At 70.4% G+C, this 23,773-nt stretch carries 15 protein-coding genes; 7 read left to right on the top strand and 8 right to left on the bottom strand.

Annotated elements, in window-relative coordinates:
• Window positions 1-10: 10 nt before the first annotated feature.
• The 6 genes from BB334_RS02210 (at window position 11) to BB334_RS02185 (ending at window position 10,180) form a co-directional block, all read left to right on the top strand.
• Window positions 11-1,234: a nitrate regulatory protein gene (locus BB334_RS02210; RefSeq protein ID WP_068803873.1), complete on the top strand. Its 1,224-nt coding sequence runs from the start codon at window positions 11-13 to the stop codon at window positions 1,232-1,234.
• 328 nt (window positions 1,235-1,562) lie between these two features.
• On the top strand, window positions 1,563-4,055 hold the full coding sequence (nirB, locus tag BB334_RS02205; protein ID WP_068803871.1) for a nitrite reductase large subunit NirB: 2,493 nt from the start codon (window positions 1,563-1,565) through the stop codon (window positions 4,053-4,055).
• Window positions 4,056-4,092: 37 nt separating this feature from the next.
• On the top strand, window positions 4,093-4,404 hold the full coding sequence (gene nirD, locus BB334_RS02200; RefSeq protein ID WP_068803869.1) for a nitrite reductase small subunit NirD: 312 nt from the start codon (window positions 4,093-4,095) through the stop codon (window positions 4,402-4,404).
• Between the two features lie 20 nt (window positions 4,405-4,424).
• A complete protein-coding gene (locus tag BB334_RS02195) occupies window positions 4,425-5,639 on the top strand; it encodes a nitrate/nitrite transporter (protein ID WP_068803868.1) in 1,215 nt (404 codons plus the stop codon).
• A 103-nt stretch (window positions 5,640-5,742) separates the two neighbouring features.
• On the top strand, window positions 5,743-7,431 hold the full coding sequence (locus BB334_RS02190) for a bifunctional protein-serine/threonine kinase/phosphatase (RefSeq protein ID WP_068804419.1): 1,689 nt from the start codon (window positions 5,743-5,745) through the stop codon (window positions 7,429-7,431).
• Between the two features lie 13 nt (window positions 7,432-7,444).
• The gene (locus BB334_RS02185; RefSeq protein WP_083200235.1) at window positions 7,445-10,180 is read left to right on the top strand and encodes a nitrate reductase; all 2,736 of its coding nucleotides are present in this window, start codon (window positions 7,445-7,447) and stop codon (window positions 10,178-10,180) included.
• Between the two features lie 18 nt (window positions 10,181-10,198).
• Here the strand turns inward: BB334_RS02185 and BB334_RS02180 are convergent, their stop codons facing one another.
• From BB334_RS02180 to BB334_RS02160, 5 genes are read right to left on the bottom strand one after another with little or no spacing between them, the layout of a single operon-like run.
• Complete coding sequence (locus BB334_RS02180; RefSeq protein ID WP_068803866.1) at window positions 10,199-11,101, bottom strand: ADP-polyphosphate phosphotransferase; 903 nt, start codon at window positions 11,099-11,101, stop codon at window positions 10,199-10,201.
• 4 nt (window positions 11,102-11,105) lie between these two features.
• The gene (locus BB334_RS02175; protein ID WP_068803864.1) at window positions 11,106-11,954 is read right to left on the bottom strand and encodes a mechanosensitive ion channel family protein; all 849 of its coding nucleotides are present in this window, start codon (window positions 11,952-11,954) and stop codon (window positions 11,106-11,108) included.
• An 8-nt stretch (window positions 11,955-11,962) separates the two neighbouring features.
• Window positions 11,963-13,195 (bottom strand): MarR family transcriptional regulator, encoded by a 1,233-nt coding sequence (locus BB334_RS02170; RefSeq protein ID WP_068803863.1) that lies wholly within the window; start codon window positions 13,193-13,195, stop codon window positions 11,963-11,965.
• 20 nt (window positions 13,196-13,215) lie between these two features.
• Window positions 13,216-14,850: a magnesium transporter gene (gene mgtE, locus BB334_RS02165; protein ID WP_088179136.1), complete on the bottom strand. Its 1,635-nt coding sequence runs from the start codon at window positions 14,848-14,850 to the stop codon at window positions 13,216-13,218.
• Between the two features lie 10 nt (window positions 14,851-14,860).
• Entirely contained in the window at window positions 14,861-16,873 is a 2,013-nt protein-coding gene (locus tag BB334_RS02160; RefSeq protein WP_068803861.1) for an SLC13 family permease, read from the bottom strand.
• A 186-nt stretch (window positions 16,874-17,059) separates the two neighbouring features.
• Between BB334_RS02160 and BB334_RS02155 the strand changes: the two genes are divergently transcribed.
• Window positions 17,060-18,373: an MFS transporter gene (locus BB334_RS02155; RefSeq protein ID WP_068803859.1), complete on the top strand. Its 1,314-nt coding sequence runs from the start codon at window positions 17,060-17,062 to the stop codon at window positions 18,371-18,373.
• Window positions 18,374-18,388: 15 nt separating this feature from the next.
• Here BB334_RS02155 and BB334_RS02150 read toward each other — a convergent pair whose 3' ends face one another.
• The 3 genes from BB334_RS02150 to BB334_RS02140 form a co-directional block, all read right to left on the bottom strand.
• The gene (locus BB334_RS02150) at window positions 18,389-21,097 is read right to left on the bottom strand and encodes a cation-transporting P-type ATPase (protein ID WP_068803858.1); all 2,709 of its coding nucleotides are present in this window, start codon (window positions 21,095-21,097) and stop codon (window positions 18,389-18,391) included.
• A 64-nt stretch (window positions 21,098-21,161) separates the two neighbouring features.
• Entirely contained in the window at window positions 21,162-22,622 is a 1,461-nt protein-coding gene (locus BB334_RS02145; RefSeq protein WP_068803856.1) for a GntP family permease, read from the bottom strand.
• Window positions 22,619-23,689, bottom strand: coding sequence for a patatin-like phospholipase family protein (locus BB334_RS02140; RefSeq protein WP_068803854.1), 1,071 nt, complete (start codon window positions 23,687-23,689; stop codon window positions 22,619-22,621). The genes BB334_RS02145 and BB334_RS02140 overlap by 4 nt, the downstream gene beginning before the upstream one ends.
• Window positions 23,690-23,773 lie beyond the last annotated feature (84 nt).

Raw genomic sequence — 23,773 nt, 5'->3', positions numbered from 1 at the left:
GGGAGGCGGGATGAAGTCGGTCGTGGATTACCTGGCTGCGGCCAGGCAGTGCGAGATCCGGGCGTTGGAGCGCCTGCACGCGGCCTGCGAACTGGTCTCCGACATCGCCCGCCTGGTGCACGTGCTGCAAAAGGAGCGTGGCAGTTCCAGCGTCTTCCTCGCCTCCGGCGGCCGCCGCTTCGCCGACCAGCGTTCGCAGCGCATCGCCGAATGTCTCGGGGCGGAAGCGGCGCTGCGCGAGCGCTTGGCCGCCCTCGAGCCGGAGGCGGGGGGCGACGCCCGGCTGTTCACCCGCATCGCCGCGGTCGTGCACGGGCTCGACGGCCTCACTGCGCTGCGTGAGGGCATCGGTAGTCTTGCGCTGAAGCCGGAGCAGGCCTGCGCCGCCTTCGACCGCCTGATCGCCGATCTGCTCGCGGTGGTGTTCGAGGCTGCCGATAGCGCCGGCGATCCGGCGATCTCGCGTGCGCTGGTGGCGATGTTCAACTTCATGCAGGGCAAGGAGCTCGCCGGTCAGGAGCGCGCCGCCGGTGGGCTGCTGCTGGCGTCGGGGCGGGCCGACGCCACGCACCGCGACCGTCTGCTGCACCTGATCGAGGCTCAGCAGCGCTGCTTCGGCGTGTTCGCCGAGTTCGGCGAGATCGACGTGGTGGCGCGCTGGCGCGCCGCCGAGGCCGAGGCCGCGATGGGCGAGCTCGAACGACTGCGCGGCATGCTGTGCACCGCCAGGCCGGGGGCTGCGCTCAAGGCGGCGCTCAGCGAATCCTGGTTCGCCTGCTGCACGACGCGGATCGACGCTATGAAGAACATCGAGGCCCAGCTTGCCGCCGGGCTGCAGCAGTTGTGCGTGGACGAGACCGCCGATGCGCGCGCCACTCTCGGTGAGCTGGCGCTGCCCGCCTCGGCGGCGCCGGGCGGCCCGCCTGCGGTTTTCGTCGATGCGGCGCAGGCGGCCGACCCGATCGTCGCCGGGGAAGCGGGCCCGCGCCTGGGGCGCTCGCTCCTCGACATGCTGCAGGCGCAGTCGCGCCGTCTGCAGTCGATCAGCGACGAGTTGCACGCGGTGCGCGGCGCGCTCGAGGAGCGCAAGCTGATCGAGCGCGCCAAGGGCCTGCTGATGGCCGAGGAGGGCCTGTCCGAGGACGCCGCCTACCGGCAGCTGCGGCGATTGGCGATGCAGCGGGGCGAGCGCCTGGTGGCGGTCGCACGCGCATTCCTCGCCGGGCGTCGCTGAGCGCCGCTGGCGCACCGATCGCGTGCGGCCGCAGCGCATGCTGCACTGCAATAGTGCGCAAACCCTCGCGCGCGCGCCCTTCATCGCGCTCTCAAACCCTTCGCTTAAGGGGGGGCGGTGCGATCCGAGGATCTGGCACGGTCCCTGCTTAAGGAATACCGAGACTGAGCCAACGGCGGCTCCGGATTCGACGCACCATCCGCAACATCCCTGACCAATGGACAACGGCGTCCATTTCCCTCCGGCCCGCGGCCGGGAGGAGATGGGCGCCGTTCCTTTTCGGGCTCGCCCTCGACGCCGCCTGAATCCGCTTTCCAAGGAGATGCTCATGAAGAAGATGCAACTCGTCCTCGTCGGCAACGGCATGGCCGGCATCCGGACCATCGAGGAGCTGCTCAAGCTCGGCCCCGACCTCTATGACATCACGGTGTTCGGCGCCGAACCCCACGGCAACTACAACCGCATCCTGCTGTCGCCGGTGCTGGCGGGCGAGATGAGCCTGCCCGAGATCATGCTCAACGATCTCGACTGGTATCGCGACAAGGGCATCACCCTGCACGCCGGCTGCAAGGTGACGAAGATCGACCGCGCCCGGCGCAGGGTGATTGCCGAGGCGGACGACGGCAGCGCCACCGAAGCCGGATACGATCGCCTGCTGCTCGCCACCGGTTCCACCCCCTTCATTCCGCCCATCCCCGGCAGGGAACTGCGGGGCGTGCTCGGCTACCGCGACATCGCCGACACCGAGGCGATGATCGACGCCGCCGGCAAGTACCGCCACGCGGTGGTGATCGGCGCCGGCCTGCTCGGTCTCGAAGCCGCCAACGGCCTCATGCTGCGCGGCATGGACGTCACCGTGGTGCACCTCGGCGAGTGGATCATGGAGCGCCAGCTCGACGAGGCCGCGGCCGGCATGCTGCAGGCCTCGCTCGAGGCGAAGGGGATGAAGTTCCTGCTCGCGCGCGACACCGAGGCCCTGCTGCCGGCGTCCGGCGAGGGGGAGGCGCGTGTCGGCGCGGTGCGCTTCCGGGACGGCGCGGAGATCCCCGCCGACCTCGTGGTGGTTGCCGCCGGGATCCGGCCCAACTACGCCCTCGCCGAGTCGGCGGGCCTGTACTGCGGCAGCGGCCGGGTGCGCGGAATCCACGTTTCGGACACGCTGCAGACGGTTACCGACCCGCGCGTCTATGCGGTCGGTGAATGCGTCGCCCACCGCGGCGTGGCCTACGGGCTGGTGGCGCCGCTGTTCGAGCAGGGCAAGGTGTGCGCCAACCATCTTGCCAACCTCGGCATCGGCCGCTACGAGGGCTCGGTGACCTCGACCAAGCTCAAGGTCACCGGCATCGACGTGTTCTCCGCCGGCGAATTCGGCGGCGGGCCGGACACCGAGGAGATCGTGCTCCACGACCGCCAGGGCGGGGTCTACAAGCGCCTCGTGCTGCGCGACAGCCGCATCGTCGGCTCGGTGCTGTACGGTGACACCGCCGACGGCGCCTGGTACTTCCAGCTGATGAAGGAGCGCCAGGACATCCACGAGCTCCGCGATCACCTGATGTTCGGCCATTCGTTCGCCAGCACCCGGCTCGGCGACGCCGGCCACAAGGGCGAGAACCGCGCGGCGAGCATGCCCGACGGCGCCGAGGTGTGTGGCTGCAACGGCGTGTGCAAGGGCACGATCGTCAAGGCGATCAAGGAGCAGGGCCTGTTCTCGCTGGACGAGGTGAAGAAGCACACCAAGGCGGCATCCTCCTGCGGCTCCTGCACCGGCCTCGTCGAGCAGCTCCTCGCTTCCACCGTGGGCGGGGCCTACCAGGCCGTCGGCACCCGCGACAAACCGGTATGTGGCTGCACCGAGCACTCCCACAAGGTGGTGCGCGAGGCGATCGTCAAGCATCGGCTCACCACCCGGGAAGCCGTCTTCGGCACGCTGAACTGGAAGGCGCCGGACGGCTGCGAGAAGTGCCGGCCGGCGATCAACTACTACCTGATCTCGAGCTTCCCGCACGAGGCGAAGGACGATCCGCAGTCGCGCTTCATCAACGAGCGCGCCCACGCCAACATCCAGAAGGACGGCACCTACTCGGTGGTGCCGCGCATGTGGGGCGGGCTCACCACCCCTTCCGAACTGCGTGCGATCGCCGACGCCGCCGAGAAGTACCAGGTGCCCACGGTGAAGGTGACGGGCGGCCAGCGCATCGACCTGCTCGGGGTGAAGAAGGAGGACCTGCCGGCGATCTGGGCCGATCTCAACGCCGCCGGCATGGTGTCCGGCCACGCCTACGGCAAGTCGATCCGCACCGTGAAGACCTGCGTCGGCGCCGAGCACTGCCGTTTCGGTACCCAGCTGGCGATGGACATGGGGGTCAAGCTCGAGCGGATGCTGTTCGACATGTACGCCCCGCACAAGGTGAAGCTCGCGGTGTCCGGCTGTCCGCGCAACTGCGCCGAGGCCGGCATCAAGGACGTCGGCGTGATCGGCGTCGATTCCGGCTACGAGCTCTACGTCGGCGGCAACGGCGGCATCAAGACCGAGGTCGCGCAGTACCTGTGCAAGGTCGGCAGCGACGAGGAGGTGATGGAGTACGCGGGCGCCTTCCTGCAGCTCTACCGTGAGGAAGGCTGGTACCTGGAGCGCACCTGCCACTACCTGGAACGCGTCGGACTCGACCACGTGAAGGCGCGGGTGGTCGCCGACGGCGACAGCCGCCGCGCACTGCACGCCCGCCTGCTCGACGCGCTCAAGGACGCCCGCGACCCCTGGCAGACAAGCCGCGAGGGCGATCGCCTCCGCCAGTTCATCCCGCTCGCGCTCGAGGCCTGAGCGCACCGCCGACCATCCCCGACACGAGGACGAAGACATGAGCAACTGGAAACTGGTCTGCCCGCTGGACCACATCCCCCGGCTGGGTGCCCGCGTGGTGCGCAGGCCGGCCGGCGGCGACATCGCCCTGTTCCGCAACGCGGACGACGAGGTCTTCGCCCTGCACGACAAGTGCGCGCACAAGGGCGGCCCGCTGTCGCAGGGCATCGTCCATGGCCGCAGGGTGAGCTGCCCGCTGCACGGCTGGGCCTTCACGCTCGCGGACGGCAATGCCGTCGCCCCCGACATCGGTTCGTGCGACACCTTCCGCGTGAAGGTCGAGGACGGACGGGTCTTTCTGTCGATCTGATCCCGAACCCGGAGCCCGACATGGACAAGAACTCCTTTCTGCAGGCCGGCCACACGCCCACCCTGATCGCCGCCTTCCTGTACTTCGACCTCGCCTTCATGGTGTGGGTCGTGCTCGGCCCGCTCGGGGTCGGCATCGCCCGCGACCTCGGCCTGTCGCACGCCGAAAAGGGCCTGATGGTGGCCACGCCGGTGCTCGCCGGCGCGCTGTTGCGCATCGTGATGGGCATCCTGGTCGATCGCCTGTCGCCGAAGAAGGCGGCCATCATCGGCCAGATCATCGTCATCGCCGCGATGTTCTACGCGTGGCTGGCCGGCGTCCACAGCTATGCGGAAGTGCTGGTGCTCGGCGTCTTCCTCGGCGTGGCCGGCGCCTCCTTCGCGGCCGCGCTGCCGCTCGCCTCGCGCTGGTATCCGCCGCAGCACCAGGGCACGGCGATGGGCATCGCCGGGGCCGGCAACTCCGGCACCGCGCTCGCCGCGCTGTTCGCGCCGGGGCTGGCCGCCGCCTTTGGCTGGACCAACGTCTTCGGCATCGTGCTGATTCCCCTGCTCGTCGTCCTCGTCGCCTTCTGCCTGATGGCCAGGGACGCCCCGGACGCCCCGCCGCCCAAGACCCTCGGCGAATACCTAAAGGTGCTCAGGGACCCGGACGCGTGGTGGTTCATGTTCTTCTATGCGGTCACCTTCGGCGGCTTCGTCGGCCTCGCCTCCTCGCTGGTGATCTACTTCAACACCCAGTACGGCCTCGACCCGAAGACCGCCGGTTTCTTCACCGCCGGCTGCGTGTTCGCCGGATCGCTGGTGCGCCCGATCGGCGGCAACGTCGCCGACCGCATCGGCGGGGTGAAGTCGCTGACCGTGATGTACCTGCTGGCGGCGCTGTTCCTCGCCATCGTCAGCTTCGGCCTGCCCGAGGCCTGGATGGCGCTGGCGATGTTCGTGTGCGCGATGCTGGCGCTCGGCATGGGCAATGGCGCGGTGTTTCAGCTCGTGCCGCAGCGCTTCCGCAGGGAGATCGGCGTGATGACCGGTCTGGTCGGCATGGCGGGCGGGGTGGGCGGCTTCTACCTGGCGTCCTCGCTCGGCTACTCGCAGCAGCTGACCGGCAGCTACCAGGCCGGCTTCCTGATCTTCGCCGCGCTCGCGGTGTTCGCGCTCATCGGCCTCACCGCGGTAAAGACGCGCTGGCGCACCACCTGGGGCGCGGCGCACCTGAGTTCGGCGAAGATCTGAGGCGAGCGAGCCGACCCAGCCAGGCGCCAGGACGATGAACCCTTCTCGAATCTCCGCGCGCAAGCGCGAGCGCCCGCCCGCGCACTCCGACGCCCGTCCGGCGATGGCGCCCGGCGAGCTCGGGGTCGGGCTCGGCCATGCCAGCCAGCAGGGGCCGCGGCCGCGCAACGAGGACTTCGTCGGCGCCGCCGCGCCCGAGGGCGAGGAACTCGCGGCCAAGGGCGTGCTGCTGGCGGTGGCCGACGGGGTCGGTGGCCACGCGCATGGCCGCGAGGCGGCCGAGCAGACGGTGCGCAGCCTGCTCGCCGACTACTACGCGACGCCGCAGACCTGGGGCGTGGAAAAATCGGTCGAGGCCGTGCTTGGCGCAGTCAATCGCTGGCTGCTGGGCCAGTCGGCCAAGTCGCGCGACTACGCCGGCATGGCCACCACGCTCACCGCGGTGGTGCTGCGCGGGCGGCGCTACCACGTCGCCCACGTCGGCGACTCGCGCGCCTACCGCTGGCGTGACGGCCAGCTGTTGCGCCTGACCGAGGACCACACCTGGGAACACCCCGAGTTCGACAACGTGCTGCGCCGCGCGATCGGTCTCGAAGCCCGCCTGCTCGTCGACCACGATGACGGCGAGCTGGCGGCGGGGGACCGCTTCGTGCTGCTCACGGACGGGGTATGGAACACGCTCGGCGATGCCGCGGTCGCGGCCGTGCTGCAGTCGCACGCCGACCCGCAGGCGGCTGCCGAGGCGCTCACGCTCGACGCGCTGCGCCGCGGCGCCACCGACAACGCCACCGCGCTGGTGGCCGATGTCGAGGGGCTGCCGCCCGACACCTGGCGCGACCGCCTCGCCGACAGCCGCCGGCTGCCGCTGCCGCCGCGGCTCAAGCCGGGCCAGACGATCGACGGCCTGCGGGTCGAAGCCCTGCTGAACGAATCCCGCGTCACCCTGCTGTATCGCGTGACGCGGCTGGCCGACATGCAGGCGCTGGTGATGAAGACCCTGCGCGCCGATGCCGACGCGGAGGCCGCGAGCGCGCTGGTGCGGGAGGAGTGGCTCGCCCGCAGGGTGCCGGGCAGGGGGTTTCCGCGCGTCTTCGACCATCCGCAGCGCGATCACCTCTACTACCTGATGAGCTGGCACGAGGGCGAGACGCTGAAGGCCGGGCTCGGGCGCGGGCACCGCCTCGCGCCGCACGAACTGGTCGTGATCGGTACCGCCCTGCTCAAACTCGTCGGCATGCTGCATCGGCTCGGCATCGTGCATCGCGACGTGAAGCCGGACAACGTCCATATCGACCGTCGCGGCGAGCTGCGCTTGCTCGACCTCGGGGTGGCGGCCTCGGATGCGGAGGATCTCGCCGAAATCAACAATCCTGGCACGCCGTCCTACATGGCGCCGGAGCTGTTCGCCGGCGGCGCGGCGAACGAATCGTCCGACCTCTACGCCTGCGGCGTGACCCTTTACGAGCTGTTGACGCGCAAGTACCCCTACGGCGAGATCGAGCCCTTCCAGCACCCGCGTTTCGGGGCGCCGGTGCCGCCGACCCGGTACCGCCCGGACACGCCGGCATGGCTGGAGGCGGTGCTGCTCAAGGCCTGTGCGCGCGAGCCGAGCGATCGCTTCGAGAACGCGGAGGAATTCCTGCTGGCGCTCGGGCGCGGCGCCAGCCGGCCGCTCGCCAACCGGCGATCGTTGCCGCTGGTCGAGCGCAATCCGCGGCTGGCGCTGAAGCTGGTCGCCGCCGCCTCGCTGCTGCTCAACCTCGTGCTGCTGTTCGTGCTGAGCCGGTACTAGACCCGAACCACTGATGATGAGAATCGCGGAGACCCGGATGGAAACCAAGGCCACCTGTCCCTACTGCGGCGTGGGCTGCGGCGTGCTGATCGGGCACGACGGCGCGCGCATCACCGGCGTGCGCGGCGACCCCGAGCATCCCGCCAACTTCGGCCGCCTGTGCACCAAGGGCTCGACCCTGCACCTGAGCGCGGGCCCCGATACCCGCCTGCTGCATCCCGAATACCGCAGTGCCCGCGGCGAAGCGCGCCGGCGCGTCGGCTGGGAGCAGGCGATCGAGATCGCCGCCCGACGCTTCGCCGCAGTCATCGCGGAGCACGGGCCGGATGCGGTCGCATTCTACGTTTCGGGCCAGCTGCTGACCGAGGACTACTACGTCTTCAACAAGGCGATGAAGGGACTGATCGGCAGCAACAACATCGACACCAACTCGCGCCTGTGCATGTCGAGCGCGGTCGCGGCCTACAAGCAGACCCTGGGAGCGGACGCCCCGCCGTGCGCCTACGAGGACTTCGACCACGCCGATGTGATCCTGATCGCGGGCGCCAATCCGGCCTATGCGCACCCGGTCGCCTTCGGGCGGATCGAGGCGGCGAGGGCGCGGCGGCCGCAGATGAAGCTGATCGTGGTCGACCCGCGCCGCACCGACAGCGCGGCGGCGGCCGATCTCCATCTCGCCATCCTGCCCGGCACCGACATCTGGCTGTTCAACGCGATGCTGCACGTGATGGTGGAGGAGGGCCTCGTCGACGAAGCCTGGGTCGCCGCCCACACCGAAGGCTTCGAGGCCTTGCGCGCGCACGTCCGCACGGTGTCGCCCGGGCGCGCAGCCGAGGTGTGCGGGGTGGCGGCGGAAGACATCGTCACCGCCGCGCGCTGGTGGGGACGGGCGCCGGCGGCGCTGTCGCTATGGTGCCAGGGCCTCAACCAGTCGGTGCAGGGCACCCACAACGGTACCGCGCTGATCGCGCTGTCGCTCGCCACCGGCAGGATCGGAAGGCCCGGTTGCGGCCCCTTCTCGCTGACCGGCCAGCCCAATGCGATGGGCGGGCGGGAGGTCGGTGGCCTGGCCAACCTGTTGTCCGCGCACCGAGACCTCGCCAACCCGGCGCATCGTGCCGAGGTCGCCCGCCTGTGGGGCGTGGACAGCGTGCCCGCGGAGCCGGGACTGACCGCGGTCGAACTGTTCCGCGCCGCGCGCGAGGGCAGGGTCAAGGCGATCTGGATCGCGTGCACCAACCCGGCGCAGTCGATGCCCGACCAGGCGCTGGTGCGCGAGGCGCTCGCCGCCTGCGACTTCGTCGTGTTGCAGGAGGCGTTCCGCAGCACCGACACCGCGCCCTTCGCCGACCTCATGCTGCCCGCCGCAACCTGGGGCGAGAAGGACGGCACGGTGACCAACTCGGAGCGCCGCATCAGCCGGGTCCGCCCGGCGGTGCCGGCGCCGGGCGAGGCGCGGCCGGACTGGCGCATCGCGTGCGACTTCGCGCGCGCCCTCGCGCCGCGCATCGGCAAGCCGCAGGCCGCGCGCATGTTCGACTACGCCGGGCCGCAGGCCATCTTCGCCGAGCATGCCGCGAGCACCATCGGGCGCGACCTCGACATCGGCGGCCTCGACTACGGCCTGCTCGAGGCGGCAGGCCCGCAGCAATGGCCCTTCCCCGCCGGGGCCGCGCTCGCCGACGCCGCCGCGCGGGCCCGCCTTTTCGCCGATGGCCGGTTTCCGACGCCGAGCGGACGCGCCCGCTTCGTCGTACCCGCCGTGGCGCCGGGCGCGGCGGAGGTGGATGCGCGCCATCCGCTGCATCTCACCAGTGGCCGCCTGCGCGACCAGTGGCATGGTATGAGCCGCAGCGGCAAGGTCGCCCGCCTGCACGGCCACGCCGGCGAGCCCCGCATCGAGCTGCACGCCGGCGATCTCGCGGCGCACGGCCTCGCCGACGGCGAGCTGGTGCGGGTGACGAGCCGGCGCGGCGAGCTAGTGCTGCCGGTCGCGGCGTCGGCCGACCTGCGCCGCGGGCAGGCCTTCGTCGCCATGCACTGGGGGCGCAGGGTGCTCAATTCGGCGGGCGTCAACCTGCTCTTCGCGGATGACTTCGACCCGTTCTCGAAGCAGCCTGGCCTCAAGCATGCGGCGGTGCGCATCGAGCGGGTGGCGCTGCCCTGGCGCATGCTGCTGGTGCGTGCCGAGCGTCCCGGGCGCAGCGCCGCGGAAGAAGCCGAGGCGCTGTCGCCGTGGCTGGAGCGCTTCGCCTACGCCTCGCTCTCGCTCGCCGGCCGTGACACGCCTGCGGTGGTGATGCGTGTCGCCCACGACGAGCCGATCCCGGGCGACTGGCTGATCGCGCTGGACGCCTTGCTCGGCCTGGACGGCGACACGGTGCTGCGCTACGAGGACCCGCACCGCGGCGTGGGCAAGCGCATGCTGATCGAGGACGATCGGCTGGTCGGCCTGCGCCTGGCGGGCGAGACCGCGGCCGCGCAGTGGCTCATCGATGCGGTCGTGGGTCAGCGCGAAGCCCTGGCGCTGCGCCGCTGGCTGCTTGCGCCGCTGGCGAAACCGCCCCTGTCGGCGCCCGCCAAGGGCCGCGTCGTGTGCAGCTGTCTCGGTGTCGGCGAGGCCGACATCGCCGCGGGCATCGCCGGCGGCGACCGCCTCGAGGCCTTGCAGGGCCGGCTCGGCTGCGGGACCGCCTGTGGCTCCTGCGTGCCGGAAATCAGGCGCATGATCGCTGCGGCGGCGGCCTAGCCCCCGGGCCGCGCCGCTTCAGTCGCCCTCGGGCTTGCCCTCCGCCTCGAGCAACAGGCGGCTATGCTCCAGCGCCCTGCGCCGCGCCTCGCCGGTCGGCGGGTAGTGCAGGTCGAGGCCCGACAGGGTGTCGCGGATGATCTGCGACACGATCAGCCGTGCGTTCTTCTTGTCGTCGGCCGGCACCACGTACCAGGGCGCGGCCGCAGTGCTGGTGGCGCCCAGGCAGGCGGCGTAGGCCTCCATGTAGCGGTCCCAGCTCTTGCGCTGCTCGAGGTCCGCGTCGGAGAACTTCCAGTTCTTGTCCGGATCGTCGATGCGCGCGAGCAGGCGCTGGCGCTGTTCCTCCTGCGACAGGTGCAGGAAGATCTTCACCACGCGGGTGCCGTTGCGGTGCAGATGGGCTTCGGAGTCGACGATCGAGCGGTAGCGGTCGCCCCAGAAGTCGGGCGCCTCGCGGGTCGAATCAGGCAGTTGCTGGGCGGCGAGGATCTCGGGTCGCACGCGCACGATCAGCACTTCCTCGTAGTAGGAGCGGTTGAAGATGCCGATGCGGCCCCGTTCGGGCAGGGCGATATGCGTGCGCCACAGGAAATCGTGGTCGAGCTCGGTGGCGCTCGGGTGCTTGAAGCTGAAGACCTGGCAGCCCTGCGGGTTGACGCCCGACATGACGTGCCGGATCGCGCCGTCCTTGCCCGCGGCGTCCATCGCCTGGAAGATCACCAGCAGGGAATAGCGGTCGTGCACGTAGAGCGTTTCCTGCAGTTTCTTCAGCGCCTTGGTGCCCGCCTTGAGGCCGTCCTTGTAGTCGGCCTTGACGGCATAAAGGGGATCGACGCGGGTCGGCCAGTCGGCCAAGTCCACGTCGGTGTCGGGGGCGACGCGGAAGCGGGCGATGTCGATCGGTGCGGGCTGGGTCATGAGTTCACTCCTTCGGCGGGGGTTGGACGACGCCGTCGCGGAGGGCCGGCGGCTGCGGTGAGGACGTCGGCATCAGGGGCCGGGCGCCGAGCCGGCGCAGCGCATCGCGGCCGCGCACGGTGAGATCGGTGATGAATCTGAACTGCTGGCGCGGGTCGAGCGGATAGGCGCGGATGCGATACAGGCTACCCCATTCGTGTTCCTCGGAAAGAACCTGGACGGGCGCGTCGAACTGCAGGTAGGGGCTCGTCAGGGCGACGTCCTCCAGCGCGGCGCGAGCGCGGCGTCCATCATGCTCCGGGTGGACGTGGAGCACTGCGTTGCATTGCAGGATCGGGCTGCCGTTGTTTGCGTTGACGACCGGCGAGTCCCACAGCTTGAGGTGGGGGATGCTGATGCGGTCGTCGTCGGCGGTGACGATGTCGACCGTGCGCAGGCCGACGTGCACGACTTCGCCGTAGTGGCCGTCGATCCTGATCCAGTCGCCCGGCCGGTAGGGCTGCTCGAAGGCCGAGACGACGCCGGCGATCAGGCTGCTGGCATAGTCCTTGAGTGCGAAGCCGAGCGCCAGTCCGATCGCGCCCAGCAGGGTCGCCATGTTGCGCAGCGAAGGCTCGATCAGGATCGGGATCATCAGCGTCAGAGCGACGACGACGATCGCCAGACGCAACGGCGGCACGGCGGCGAGCAGGTAGTGGCGGTAGCGGCCGTGCAGGCGGTTGGCGATCCAGGGCAGGGCGCGCTGCTCGGCGATCGCGAGCGCGAACGCAGTCGCCGCAATCAGGATCAGCTCGAACACCGCGCCGCGGTCGAGCGTGTTGAACAGGCGGGCGAGATTGGGTGTGTCTTCCATCGTGAACCTCAGAAACCGTCCACGAGGAAGGCGCGCGAGCGCAGCGCGTCTCGTACCGACGGATAGGCGAGCGGCGCGACCCGCCAGCGCAGGTCGGACGCCTGTTCGACCAGGCCGGAGGATGCGAGGCGCAGCAGCAGGGACTGGATGCGCGCGGGCGAGAGCGGCAGCAGCTCCGTCATCAGGGCCGCCGACAGGCCGTCGTGCAGCAGCACCGCGTGCAGCACGAAGAGCTCGTCCTCGCCGGTTTCAGAGGGCAGCGTCGGCGCCACGAACTCGGCCGCCACCCACACCACCTCACCGGCCGGCGCGGATCCGCCGTCTGCCCTGCCTCCGTCGGTCTCCTCCGCGCTGTCCGGTCCCGGCTCGGCGCGCAGCTGGCGCCGCCAGTGGTGCCAGGCGATCCCGGGATTGCCGCGACAGTGGGCGGCGAGCCGGCGCAATTCGGGCGAGCTCCCGTGGTCGTGGGCGCTGCCGGCATCCTCCGTATCGCCCAGCAGCGCATCGCCGCTCTTCGCGCTGACGAAGCGCACCTGACGGTGGCCCGCGGGCAGGCGCGACAGCAGTTGGGCGAGCGCGGGACCGTCGAAGGCCTGCAGCGTCAGTGCCTGCACCCCCGGCAACGGCCAGACGCGCTGCAGGTAGGCCCAGGCCCAGCTGTCGCAGCCGATAACGCCTTCGCCAAGCGCCCCCGACATCGCCGCCTGCAGGAAGCCGCGTACGAGATCCAGGCCGTTCGCATGGCGCAGGAAGCAGCGCTCGAGCGTGGGCATCACCCATGGACTGCCCACGCCCACGCAGTATTCGTCGATCCAGCGGGAATCGGCGCTCAGGATCTGGGCCTCGGTCGGCGGGCTCAGCGTCTGGGCGCCGACCATGCGTTCCCAGTGGGCGAGGATGGCGGCATGACCGGCATGCGGCTGACCGACCAGGAAGCGCACTGTCGGCCTGTCGTCGGTGGTGGGCTGCGCGGCGAGCGCACGCGCGAACGCTTCGGCCGCGGGCGCCCAGTCGATCGGTGGTGCCAGATGCGCCAGTCTGACGTGCGGCAGTCGGCTCAGCTTCGCCTCGTCACGCGCGCGTTGCGCCCGCGCGTCGCGGCCGCGCAGCAGGCGGGTGAGCGCCTTCCAGCGCCGCTGCAGTGCCGCCGGCTGACTGTCGGCCGGGAGTCGATAGTCCTCGGGCGCCACCAGCTGCCAGCAGGACGTCTCCTGCGGATCGGCGTTCTCGCCTGTCCTCATGCACGTTGGCTTGGCGTCGTTCATAGCAGGAGTAGTGTCGCGAGGCCGAGGAAAGCGAGGAAGCCGACGACATCGGTGACGGTCGTCAGCACCACGCTGCCGGCCAGCGCCGGGTCGATGCCGAGCCGGGTGAGGGTCAGCGGTATCGCCAGTCCGGCGAGCGCCGCGCACAGCAGGTTGAGCAGGATGGCCGCCGCAATGACGCCGCCGATGCCCCAGTCGCCGAACCAGACCACCGCCAGCATCGCCACCACCACCGCCCACAGCAGTCCGTTCAGCAGCGAGATGCCGAGTTCTCGGTTGAGCAACAGGCGGATGTTGCCCTTCTGCACCTGGCCGAGCGCGAGGCCGCGGATCACCAGGGTGAGGGTCTGACTGCCGGCGATGCCGCCCATGCTGGCGACGATCGGCATCAGCACCGCAAGCGCGACGAGGCGCTCGAGCGTGCCCTGGAACTGGCCGATCACCCATGACGCGACGAAGGCGGTCACCAGGTTGATGCCGAGCCACACGGCGCGCCGCCGCGAGCTCACCAGTAACGGCGCGAACATGTCCGCTTCGTCGTCGAGGCCGGCGCTCTGCATCAGGGCGCGCTCGGAATCGTCGCGGATGCGATCGACCACGTCGTCGACCGTGATGCGACCGATCAGCCGCCCATGCAGGTCGACCACCGGCGCCGACAGCAGGTCGTGGTCCTGGAACAGGCGGGCGACCTCGGCGCCGTCGGTGTCGACCGCTATCGGGGCGAGGCCGGTGTTCATGACCTGTTGCACGCGGCATTCCGGCTCGGCGGTGAGCAGCGCGGCCAGACGCAGGGTGCCCTGGAAGTGGCCCTTGCGGTCGACCACCATCAGCTGATCGGTCTGCGGCGGCAGGTCGTCGAGCAGGCGCAGGTAGCGCAGAACCGTGCTGATCCTGACGTCGGCGCGGGTCTCGATCGGGTCGGTGTTCATCAGGCCACCGGCCGAGTCCTCCGGATGGGACAGCATCGATTCGAGCTGGGCGCGCTGCGGGCCGCTGCTCGCCTGCAGCAGGACCTGGCCGAGCGCGGGCGGCAGGGTCTGGATCAGGTCGACCAGGTCGTCGAGCTCGAGGCCATGGGCGGCGGCGACGAGATCGTCGTGGTCAAGCTCGGCGGCGAGTGTCGCGCGGATCTCCTCGTGCAGGTGGGTGAGCACCTTGCCGGCGCGCTCGGTCTCCACCATGCTCCAGGCCTCGCTGCGCTCGGGCGGGGGCAGTGCCTCCAGCAGTCCGGCGACCTTTGCCGGATGCATCCGGTGCAGCGTCTTGCCGACGTGCCTGAGTGCGCCCTCGGCGAGCGCGGTGCGTACGGCGTCGAGCTGGTTCTCGGCAAGGGCGTCGTGCGCCGCCGGAGGCGCGTCGGTCAGTTGGCCCGACACGTCGAACTGCAGGTGCTGGCGGATCCGTGCTTCCTGCGCGGCGTCGACCTGCTGCCAGAGGGCTTTGCGGTGGTCGAGGTCGAGGCGCTCGAGGAGGGCGGCGATCTTCGCCGGGTGCATGCGGCGCAGCAGCTTGCGCACCCGCTTGTTGCGGCCTTCGGCGAGCGCGGTGAGGATCTGTTCGCTATAGGTGCGGGCGCGGCGCGCGTCGGCGTCTTCCGCGCTGGACAGCGGTGGCGTGGGGGTGTCGTTCATCGGTTCTCGCTTACGGGGTCCACACGAGCAGCAGCATCGGCAATGCGATCGCGAGCACCAGCAACTCGAGCGGCAGGCCGAGGCGCCAGTAGTCGCCGAAGCGGAAACCGCCCGGCCCGAGGATAAGGGTGTTGTTCTGGTGGCCGATCGGGGTCAGGAAGGCGCACGAGGCGCCGATCGCCACCGCCATCAGGAAGGCGTCGCTGCCCACCCCGAGCGCCTGCGCCGCACCGATCGCGATCGGGCACATCACCGCGGCGGTGGCGGCGTTGTTCATGACGTCCGACAGGAACATGGTGACCACGAGGACCAGGGCCAGTGCGATCACCAGTTCGCCGCGGGCGACGTGCTCGAGCAGCATGCGTGCGACCAGTTCGGCCGCGCCGGTGCTCTCCATCGCGCCCGCCACCGGAATCAGCGCGGCGAGCAGCACGATCACCGGCCAGTCGACCGACTCGTAGACCGCGCGTGGAGGCACGGTGCGCAGCGCCATCGAGGCGAGCACCCCGAGGGCGAAGGAGATCGCCGCCGGCAGCAGGCCGAAGGCGGCGCCGCCGACGGCGAAGGCCATGATCAGGCTGGCGCTGAGCGCCTTGCCGCGGTCGGGAATGCGCAGGTCGCGTGCGGCGAGCGGGACGCAGCCGAAGTCGCTGGCGAACTGGGCGAGCACATCCGCCGGGCCCTGCATCAGCAGCAGATCGCCCGCGTGGATCGGCATCGTGCGCAGGCGGCTGCGCGAACGCTGTCCTTCGCGCGACAGCGCGAGCAGGTTGATCCCGTAGCGGCTGCGCAGCAGCAGGTCCTTGGCGGAGCGGCCGAGCAGCGGCGATTCGGGCCGCACGACGAGTTCCATGAGAACGACGTCGTCGCTGCGCTCGGCCTCCTTCTCCTCCTCGGTCTCGGCGGCGTCCTCCGAGTCTTCCTGGCGCGAGCTATCCTGGATTTCGGCCGCGGCGTCCCCCTTTGCGGTCGAGCCGGTCTCGTGCTTGCGCAGGCGCTGCTCGCTGACGCCGGCGGCTGAGTTTCCTGCGCGTTCGCCGGCTTCGTCCCGGCCGTCGGCTTCCCCTTCGGCGGCCTCGCCGGCCTCCCCCTCGGCGGCGTTTTTCTTCTCTTCCTCCTCCTCTTCCTCGGGTGCCCTGGCCTCCTCGAGCTCGAGGCCGAGACTGGAGAGCGCGCTCGCGAGCGAATCGACGCCTGCCTCGATGAGGAGGATGTCGCCTGTTCGCACGACGCGGCCGCTGCTCGGCGCCAGCATCCGGACCTCGTTACGCACGAGGCCCACCACCTGGGCGTCGCTCTTGTCGAGTTCGGTCTCGATCTCGCGCAGGTGCATGCCGGCCGCCTTGCTCTTTTCGGGCACGCGCGCTTCGGTGAGATAGGCGCCGGTGTCGAAGCTCTCCGCGTCGGAGCGCTTGCGTGCCGGGACCAGCCGCCAGCCGAGCAGGGCGACGAAGAGGACGCCGCCCGCGGCCACCGCGAGGCCGACCGGGGAGAAGTCGAACATGGCGAAACCGCCGTCGCCCTGGCGGGCGCGGAAACCGGAGACGATCAGGTTCGGCGGGGTGCCGATCAGGGTGGTCATGCCGCCGAGGATGGTGCCGAAGGCGAGCGGCATCAGTACCCTGCCGGGCGGCAGCTCAAGGCGGCCGGCGAGCTGCACCGCCACCGGCATCAGCAGCGCCATCGCGCCGACGTTGTTCATGAAGCCCGACAACAGGGCGCCGACGCCCACCAGCGCCGCCAGGCTCAGGGTCGGGCCGGCCTGCGCCGGCAGGACGTGACGGGTGAGGACGTCGACCGCGCCCGAGGTCTGCAATCCGCGGCTCAGCACCAGTACGCAGGCCACGGTGATCACCGCCGGGTGGCCGAAGCCGGCGAAGGCCTCCGCGGGCGGCACCAGGCCGGCGAGCACGCAGGCGAGCAGTGAGCCGGCCGCCACCATGTCGTGGCGCCAGCGCCCCCACAGGAACATCGCGATGGTGGCGATCAGGATGATCAGGATCAGGGTCTGGTCGTGGGTCATCGAGGCCTCGCTGGCGATGCGACGGAGCGCTCGGCGGACGGCGAGCGCTCGCCAGTTTATGTCGGATGCCGGGCCCTGTAAGCTTGCATCGACTATCGATCGGGCTGCCACTGCCGGCGGACGACGCTCCCCGTCCCCGCGGCCGCGCCGATCCCGCCATTCGATCACCCTCGACACAGGACAGTCATGCCGCGCCACCCCGACTGGATGGAGAGCCTCTACGAACGCCTGGCCGAGGACGACGAGGGCAGGGTGTGCAAGGCCATCAGCGAGGACGCCTGCCGCCAGTCGCCGGGCAACTTCTTCCGCACCCTGGTCGCCAATACCCTGTCCAACCTCGCCGACCGCATCGCCAGCGCCAAGACCACGCTCCCCTGGCTGCTGCTGCAGCTGGGCGCGCCGGCCTGGATGCTGAGCCTGCTGGTGCCGATCCGCGAGTCCGGTTCGATGCTGCCGCAGATGCTGATCGGCGCGGCGGTGCGGCGCCAGCCGGTGCGCAAGTGGGTGTGGGTGTGGGGCGGGCTGCTGCAGGGCCTGTGCCTCCTCGGCATGGGCTGGGCGGCGCTCGCGCTGCGGGGGGCCACGGCCGGATGGGCGCTGCTGGGGCTGCTGTGCCTGTTCAGTCTCGCGCGTGGGGCCTGCTCGGTGGCCTACAAGGACGTCCAGGGCAAGACGATCCCGAAGACGCGGCGCGGTCGGCTGTCGGGCTGGATCAGCGCAATCGCGGGGCTCGCCGCGATGGGCGTGGGCCTCGCGCTCGGGGCGAGCCGGGACGATGCGTCGGTCGGCCTGTTCGCCGGCCTGCTGTGCGGCGCCGCGCTGCTGTGGTTTGCCGCATCCTTCGCCTTCGCGCGCATCGTCGAGGCGCCGGGCGCCACCTCGGGCGGGGCCAACGGCGTGGTCGAGGCGCTCGCCAGGCTGGCCCTGCTGCGCGACGATCCGCCCTTTCGCGCCTTCGTGATCGCGCGTGCGCTGGCGATGGGCTCGGGCCTGGCGGCACCCTTCTACGTCGCGCTCGCGCGCGAGGAGCTGGGCGGCGCGCTCGGCCTGCTCGGCATCTTCATCGCGGTCGAAGGCCTGGCCGGGCTGCTGAGTTCGCCGGTGTGGGGGCGCTGGGCCGACCGCTCGAGCCGTGAGGTCTTCGCCGCGGCCTGCGCGCTGTCCGCGGTCCTGTCGATCGCGGTGGCCTTGTGGTCGTGGCTGCCGATGCCGGCTGCGGCGGCGAGCTGGTTCTACCCGGTGGCCTTCTTCGGCCTCGGCGTCGCCCATGCCGGCGTGCGCCTCGGGCGCAAGACCTACATGGTGGACATGGCCGAAGGCAACCAGCGCACCGACTACGTTGCCGTCAGCAACTCGGTGATCGGCGCGCTGTTGCTGGCTTCCGGCCTGGTCGGCGCGCTCGCGGCGACGGTCTCGGTGCAGGGCACGGTGCTGCTGCTCGGCCTCGCCGGTCTCGTCGGCGCCTGGCTGAGCCTGGGCTGGAAGGAGGTTTCCGGCTGAGGCGCGGCGCGTCGTTCAGGTGGTGCCGCCACGCCGGCGCAGCCAGGCCTTCTCGGCCTCGATGAGCAGGAACACCACGACGCCGATGCCCAGTGGCACCAGCCAGTGGCGCAGCGCGAGCGGCGAGGTGCCGAACCAGACGTTCATGATCGGCAAATAGACGAAGCCGAGTTGCAGCACCGCCAGCGCGCCCACCGCGAGGAGCGCGGTGGGGTTGGTGAACATCCGCGTCACGCGCAGGCTCGATTCGACCAGGAAGCGGCTGTTGAAGAGGTAGAAGGCCTGGGCGATCACCAGGGTGTTGACCGCCATCGTGCGCGCCACCCCCAGCTCCATGTCCAGCGCCAGTTCGACCTCGAACATGGCGATGGTGGCGCCGCCGATCAGCAGCGACACGATCGCCACGCGCCACAGCATTGCACGTCCCATGATCGGCGCGTCCGGCCGGCGTGGCGGGCGCGCCATGACGCCCGGCTCGGCCGGTTCGAAGGCGAGCGCCAGCGCCAGGGTGACCGCCACCACCATGTTCACCCACAGGATCTGCACCGGCGTCAGCGGCAGGGTGAGCCCGAACACCACGGCGGTCAGCATCACCAGGCCCTGTGCGCCGTTGGTCGGGAGGATGAAGAGGATCGCCTTGCGCAGGTTGTCGTAGATGGTGCGGCCTTCCTCCACCGCGCGCTCGATCGACGAGAAGTTGTCGTCGGCGAGCACGATCTCGGCGGCCTCCTTGGTCGCCTCGGTGCCCTTGATGCCCATCGCCACGCCCACATCGGCGCGCTTGAGGGCGGGGGCGTCGTTGACGCCGTCGCCGGTCATCGCCACCACCTCGCCACGCGCCTGCAGCGCCTTCACCAGCCGCAGCTTATGTTCCGGGCTGGTGCGGGCGAAGATGTCGCACTCGTGCGCGATCTCCTGCAGTTCCTCGTCGGAGGCGGCTTCGATCTCGGCGCCGGAGATCACCTTCAGCTCCCCGGCCTTGCCCAGGCCCATCTCGAGGCCGATCGCACACGCGGTGCCGGCATGGTCGCCGGTGATCATCTTCACGCGGATGCCCGCCGTGTGGCAGGACCGGATCGCTGCGGTCGCCTCCGGGCGCGGCGGGTCGATGATGCCGATGAGGCCGAGGAAGACCATGTCCTCGTCGAGATCCTCGAGCGCGAGCTCGCTCTTGCTGTCGGGCACCTCGCGCGCCGCCGCGGCGAGCACGCGCAGGCCCTCGGCGCTCAACGCGTCGATCCGCTCCTCCCAGAAGGCGCGGTCGAGCGGCTCGAGCCCGCCGTTGGCGCCGAGCTCCCGGCTGCAGCGGTCGAGCAGGCGGTCCGGTGCGCCCTTCAGCAGGATGCGGCGGGCGCCGCCCGGCGTGGTGTTGAGGGTGGCCATGAACTTGTTGGCCGACTCGAACGGGATGCTGGCGTGGCGCGCGTGGGCGCCGGCATCGAAGCCCGCCTTGTGTGCGAGCGTGCGCAGCGCGCCTTCGGTCGGTTCGCCGGTGACCTTCCACTGGCCGTCTTCCTCGGCGACCTGGGTGTCGTTGGCCACCGCCACCACCTCGATCACCGCATGCAGGTGGCCGTGCTGGTCGAGGCTGGCGGCCCGGCCGTCGAGGGTGATGTCGCCTTCGGGCCGGTAGCCGGTGCCGCTGACATCATAAGAGCCGCCGCGGGTGACGACATGGCGCGCGGTCATCTCGTTCCGGGTGAGGGTGCCGGTCTTGTCCGAGCAGATCACGGTGACCGAGCCGAGGGTCTCGACCGCATTCAGCTTGCGGGTGATCGCGTTGCGCTGCGCCATGCGCTGCACGCCGAGCGCGAGCGTGATGGTGAGGATGGCGGGCAGGCCTTCGGGGATGGCTGCGACCGCAAAGCCGATCGCGGCGAGGAAGACCTCCCCAGGCGGGAAGTCGTGCAGAACCACGCCGATCAGCACCATCAGCAGCGCCAGGCCAACGATGACCACCGACAGGACCTTGCTGAAGTGCGCCATCTGCCGGGTGAGCGGGGTCTGCAGGGTCTGCACTTCGGCGATCATGCGGTTGATGCGGCCGAGCTCGGTGTGCGGGCCGGTGGCGGTGACCACGCCGACGCCGCGGCCGGCGGCCACCAGGGTTCCCGAATAGGCCATGCCGGAGCGGTCGCCGACGCCGGCCTCGGACTCGACCCGCTCGGTGTTCTTGTCCGCCGGCACCGACTCGCCGGTGAGGGCGGATTCCTCGATGCGCAGGTTGATCGTCCTGATCAGGCGCAGGTCGGCGGGCACGCGGTCGCCCGAGCGCAGACGCACGATGTCGCCCGGCACCAGGCCGTCGGCCTCGACCTCGCACCACTGGCCGTCGCGCCGGGCATGGGCGTGAACCGACAGCATCTTGCGGATGCCCTCGAGCGCTTCCTCGGCCTTGCCCTCTTGAATGAAGCCGATGATGGCGTTGATGACGACCACGCCGAGGATCACCCCGGTGTCGATCCAGTGCCCGAGCACGGCGGTGATGATCGCGGCGGCGATCAGGATGTAGATCAGGATGTCGTGGAAGTGCTTGAAGAAGCGTTTCAGCAGCCCGTCCCTGGGCGGGGCGGGCAGGCGGTTGGGGCCGAGCTCGGCGAGGCGGCGGCTGGCTTCGGCCGAGGACAGGCCCTTGCTGTCGGTGCGTAGCCGGTCCAGGACCTCGTCGGCGCCGAGGGCGTGGGGGCATTCGATCCGCAACGGGCGGGCCTGTGTCTGGTTCATGTTCCTTCTCCTGTGGTGCATGGAGTCCAGCGCAGCCCGCAAGTTGCGCTGCACGGTGCCCGAGTCAGAACGAGCCTAGGACCGAGCCCAGGATCACGAGCAGGGTCAGGGCGAGAATCGGGAACAGCACGGCCACCATGAAGATGTCCTTGTAGGCCTCGCGGTGGCTCAGCCCGCAGATCGCCAGCAGGGTCACCACCGCGCCGTTGTGCGGCAGGCTGTCGAGACCGCCGGTCGCCACCGTGGTGACGCGATGCAGCAGCTCGGGCGCGATGCCGGCGGACTGGGCGAGCGCGAGGTAGTCCGCGCCCAGGGTCTGCAACGCGATGCTCATGCCGCCCGAGGCCGAGCCGGTGACGCCGGCGAGCACGTTCACCGACAGCGCGAGCGACACCAGCGGATTGCCGGCGCCGAGCTGGTCGACGAAAGCCTTGATGAGCTCGAAGGCCGGCAGCGCGGCGATCACCGCGCCGAAGCCGACCAGGCTCGCGGTGTTGAAGATCGGCAGCACCGAGGCGTTGGCGCCGTCGTCGAGGCTGCGGCGGAAGTTGGCGAGGCGGCGCCCGCACAGTGCGAGCAGGAGCAGGCAGGCCAGCGTCAGCGAGCCGATGATCGACCAGATGCCGCGCACCGCGTCGATCGAGGTGGCGCCATAGCGCTCGTGCGCGAGGTAACCGGTGTCGAGCGCGGGAATCAGCAGGCTGCTGAAGACGTAGTTGAGCACGATCACCAGCACGACCGGAGCGATCGCCACCTCGAAGGAGGGCAGGGCGCGCGCGGCTGCCTCGGGCGGAATCATCAGCACGTCGAAGCCCTCGCCGGCGCTGTGCTCGCGCTGCTCCTTGTCGAAGGTGGCGGGCATCGCGCCGGTGTCGTCATGCTGGCCATAGCCTTCGCCTGCGGCACCCGCGCGAATCGCCTGGCGCGCGAGCCACCACTGGCCGAGGCCGAACATCACCAGCGCGGCAATGATGCCGAGCACCGGGGCGGCGAAGGGCGTGGTGCCGAAATAGGGCATCGGGATCGCGTTCTGGATCGCCGGCGTGCCGGGCAGGGCGGTCATCGTGAAGGTGAAGGCGCCGAGCGCGATCGTGGCCGGCAGCAGGCGCTTGGGGATGCCGGCCTGGCGGAACAGCGCGGCGCCGATCGGGTACACCGCGAAGGCCACCACGAACAGCGACACGCCGCCATAGGTCAGCACCGCGCAGGCCAACACCACCGCGAGGATCGCGCGCTCGGCGCCGAGTCTGCCGACGATGCCCTGGGCGATCGCCTCGGCCGCGCCGCTGTCGTCCATGAGCTTGCCGAAGATCGCGCCGAGCAGGAAGAGCGGGAAGTACTGCACGATGAAGCCGCCCGCCGAGCTCATGAAGAGCTGGGTGTAGGTCGCCATCAGCGGTGTGCCGGCGGCGAAGGCGGCGGCGAGCAGCGCCATCGCCGGTCCGAGCAGCAGCACGCTGACGCCGCGGTAGGCGAGCCAGATCAGCAGGCCGAGGGCGAGCAGGACGCCGAGCAGACCGGTCATGCGCGGTCCTCCTTGATCGTCCCCGCGGACCTGATGCTGTCCTCGAGCAGCCAGTCGAGATCGAAGCTGGAGCGCTCGCCCAGATCGCCCCAGTGGGCCTTCAGCCAGCGTTCGGCGCGCTGCCGTCCGAGGTCGCGCAGGTGGCACAGATAGGCCCACTCGGCATTGAGCTTGCTGGAGGCCTTGAGATCGAGCAGGTCGTCGTCGGCGTGGATGCGATGCAGGCGCATGTCGCGGTAGCGCTCCTGCTCCAGACCCTCCGTCTCGATCAGGTCGCGCAGCAGCATGATCGCACGCAGCTCCTTGAGCAGGCTGGTGTTGAAGGTGATCTCGTTGAGGCGGTTGATGATGTCGCGCGCGGTGCGCGGCACCTCGGGGCGCTCGAAGGGGTTGATCTGCACCAGCACGAGGTCGCGTGCGTCGCACTCGTCCACCAGCGGGAAGAGCGCAGGATTCCCCATGTAGCCGCCGTCCCAGTAGGCTTCGCCGTCGATCTCGACCGCCTGGAACATGAAGGGCAGCGCGGCCGAGGCCATCAGCGCATCGACGCTGATCTCGGGCTGGCGAAACACCCTGGGGCGGCCGCTGCGCACATTGGTGGCGGTGACGAACACCTTGATCGCGCCGCAACGATTGACGCGGTCGAAGTCGACGATGTCGGCGACCAGGTCGCGCAGCGGATTGAGGTTGAGCGGGTTGAGTTCGTAGGGCGAGAACATCCGGCTGAGGTGGTCGAAGAAGACATAGCTGGGCGAACTCTCCAGGCTCCAGTCGCCGTTGAGGCGCGACCACAGGTCACGCTGGATGGGACTTCCGAGCGCGGCCTTGCTGACCGTCCGCCAGAAGCGCTCGAGCGCGGCGCGCGCGCCGTCGGCGCCGCCGGCTTCGAGCCCGTCGGCGAGGACGACCGCGTTCATCGCCCCGGCGCTGGTGCCGCTGACGCCCTCGATGTGCAGTTGCGGTTCCTCGAGCAGGCGCTCGAGCACGCCCCAGGTGAGCGCGCCGTGGGCGCCGCCGCCCTGGAGCGCGAGTTCGATCGTTTTCCGTCCGGAATCGTGGTTCGCCATGTGGTTATTCTCCCTGCGCAGCTTCTGCGTTGATGTTGCGGTGCCGCAACAGAGAGCGCGGGCAGGCCAGCGAAGTTCCGCGCG

The sequence above is a fragment of the Thauera phenolivorans genome (assembly GCF_001696715.1).
Taxonomy (GTDB): domain Bacteria; phylum Pseudomonadota; class Gammaproteobacteria; order Burkholderiales; family Rhodocyclaceae; genus Thauera; species Thauera phenolivorans.
Note: the sequence above shows the minus strand (reverse complement) of the source record. Positions and strands in the feature narration are given on the sequence as shown.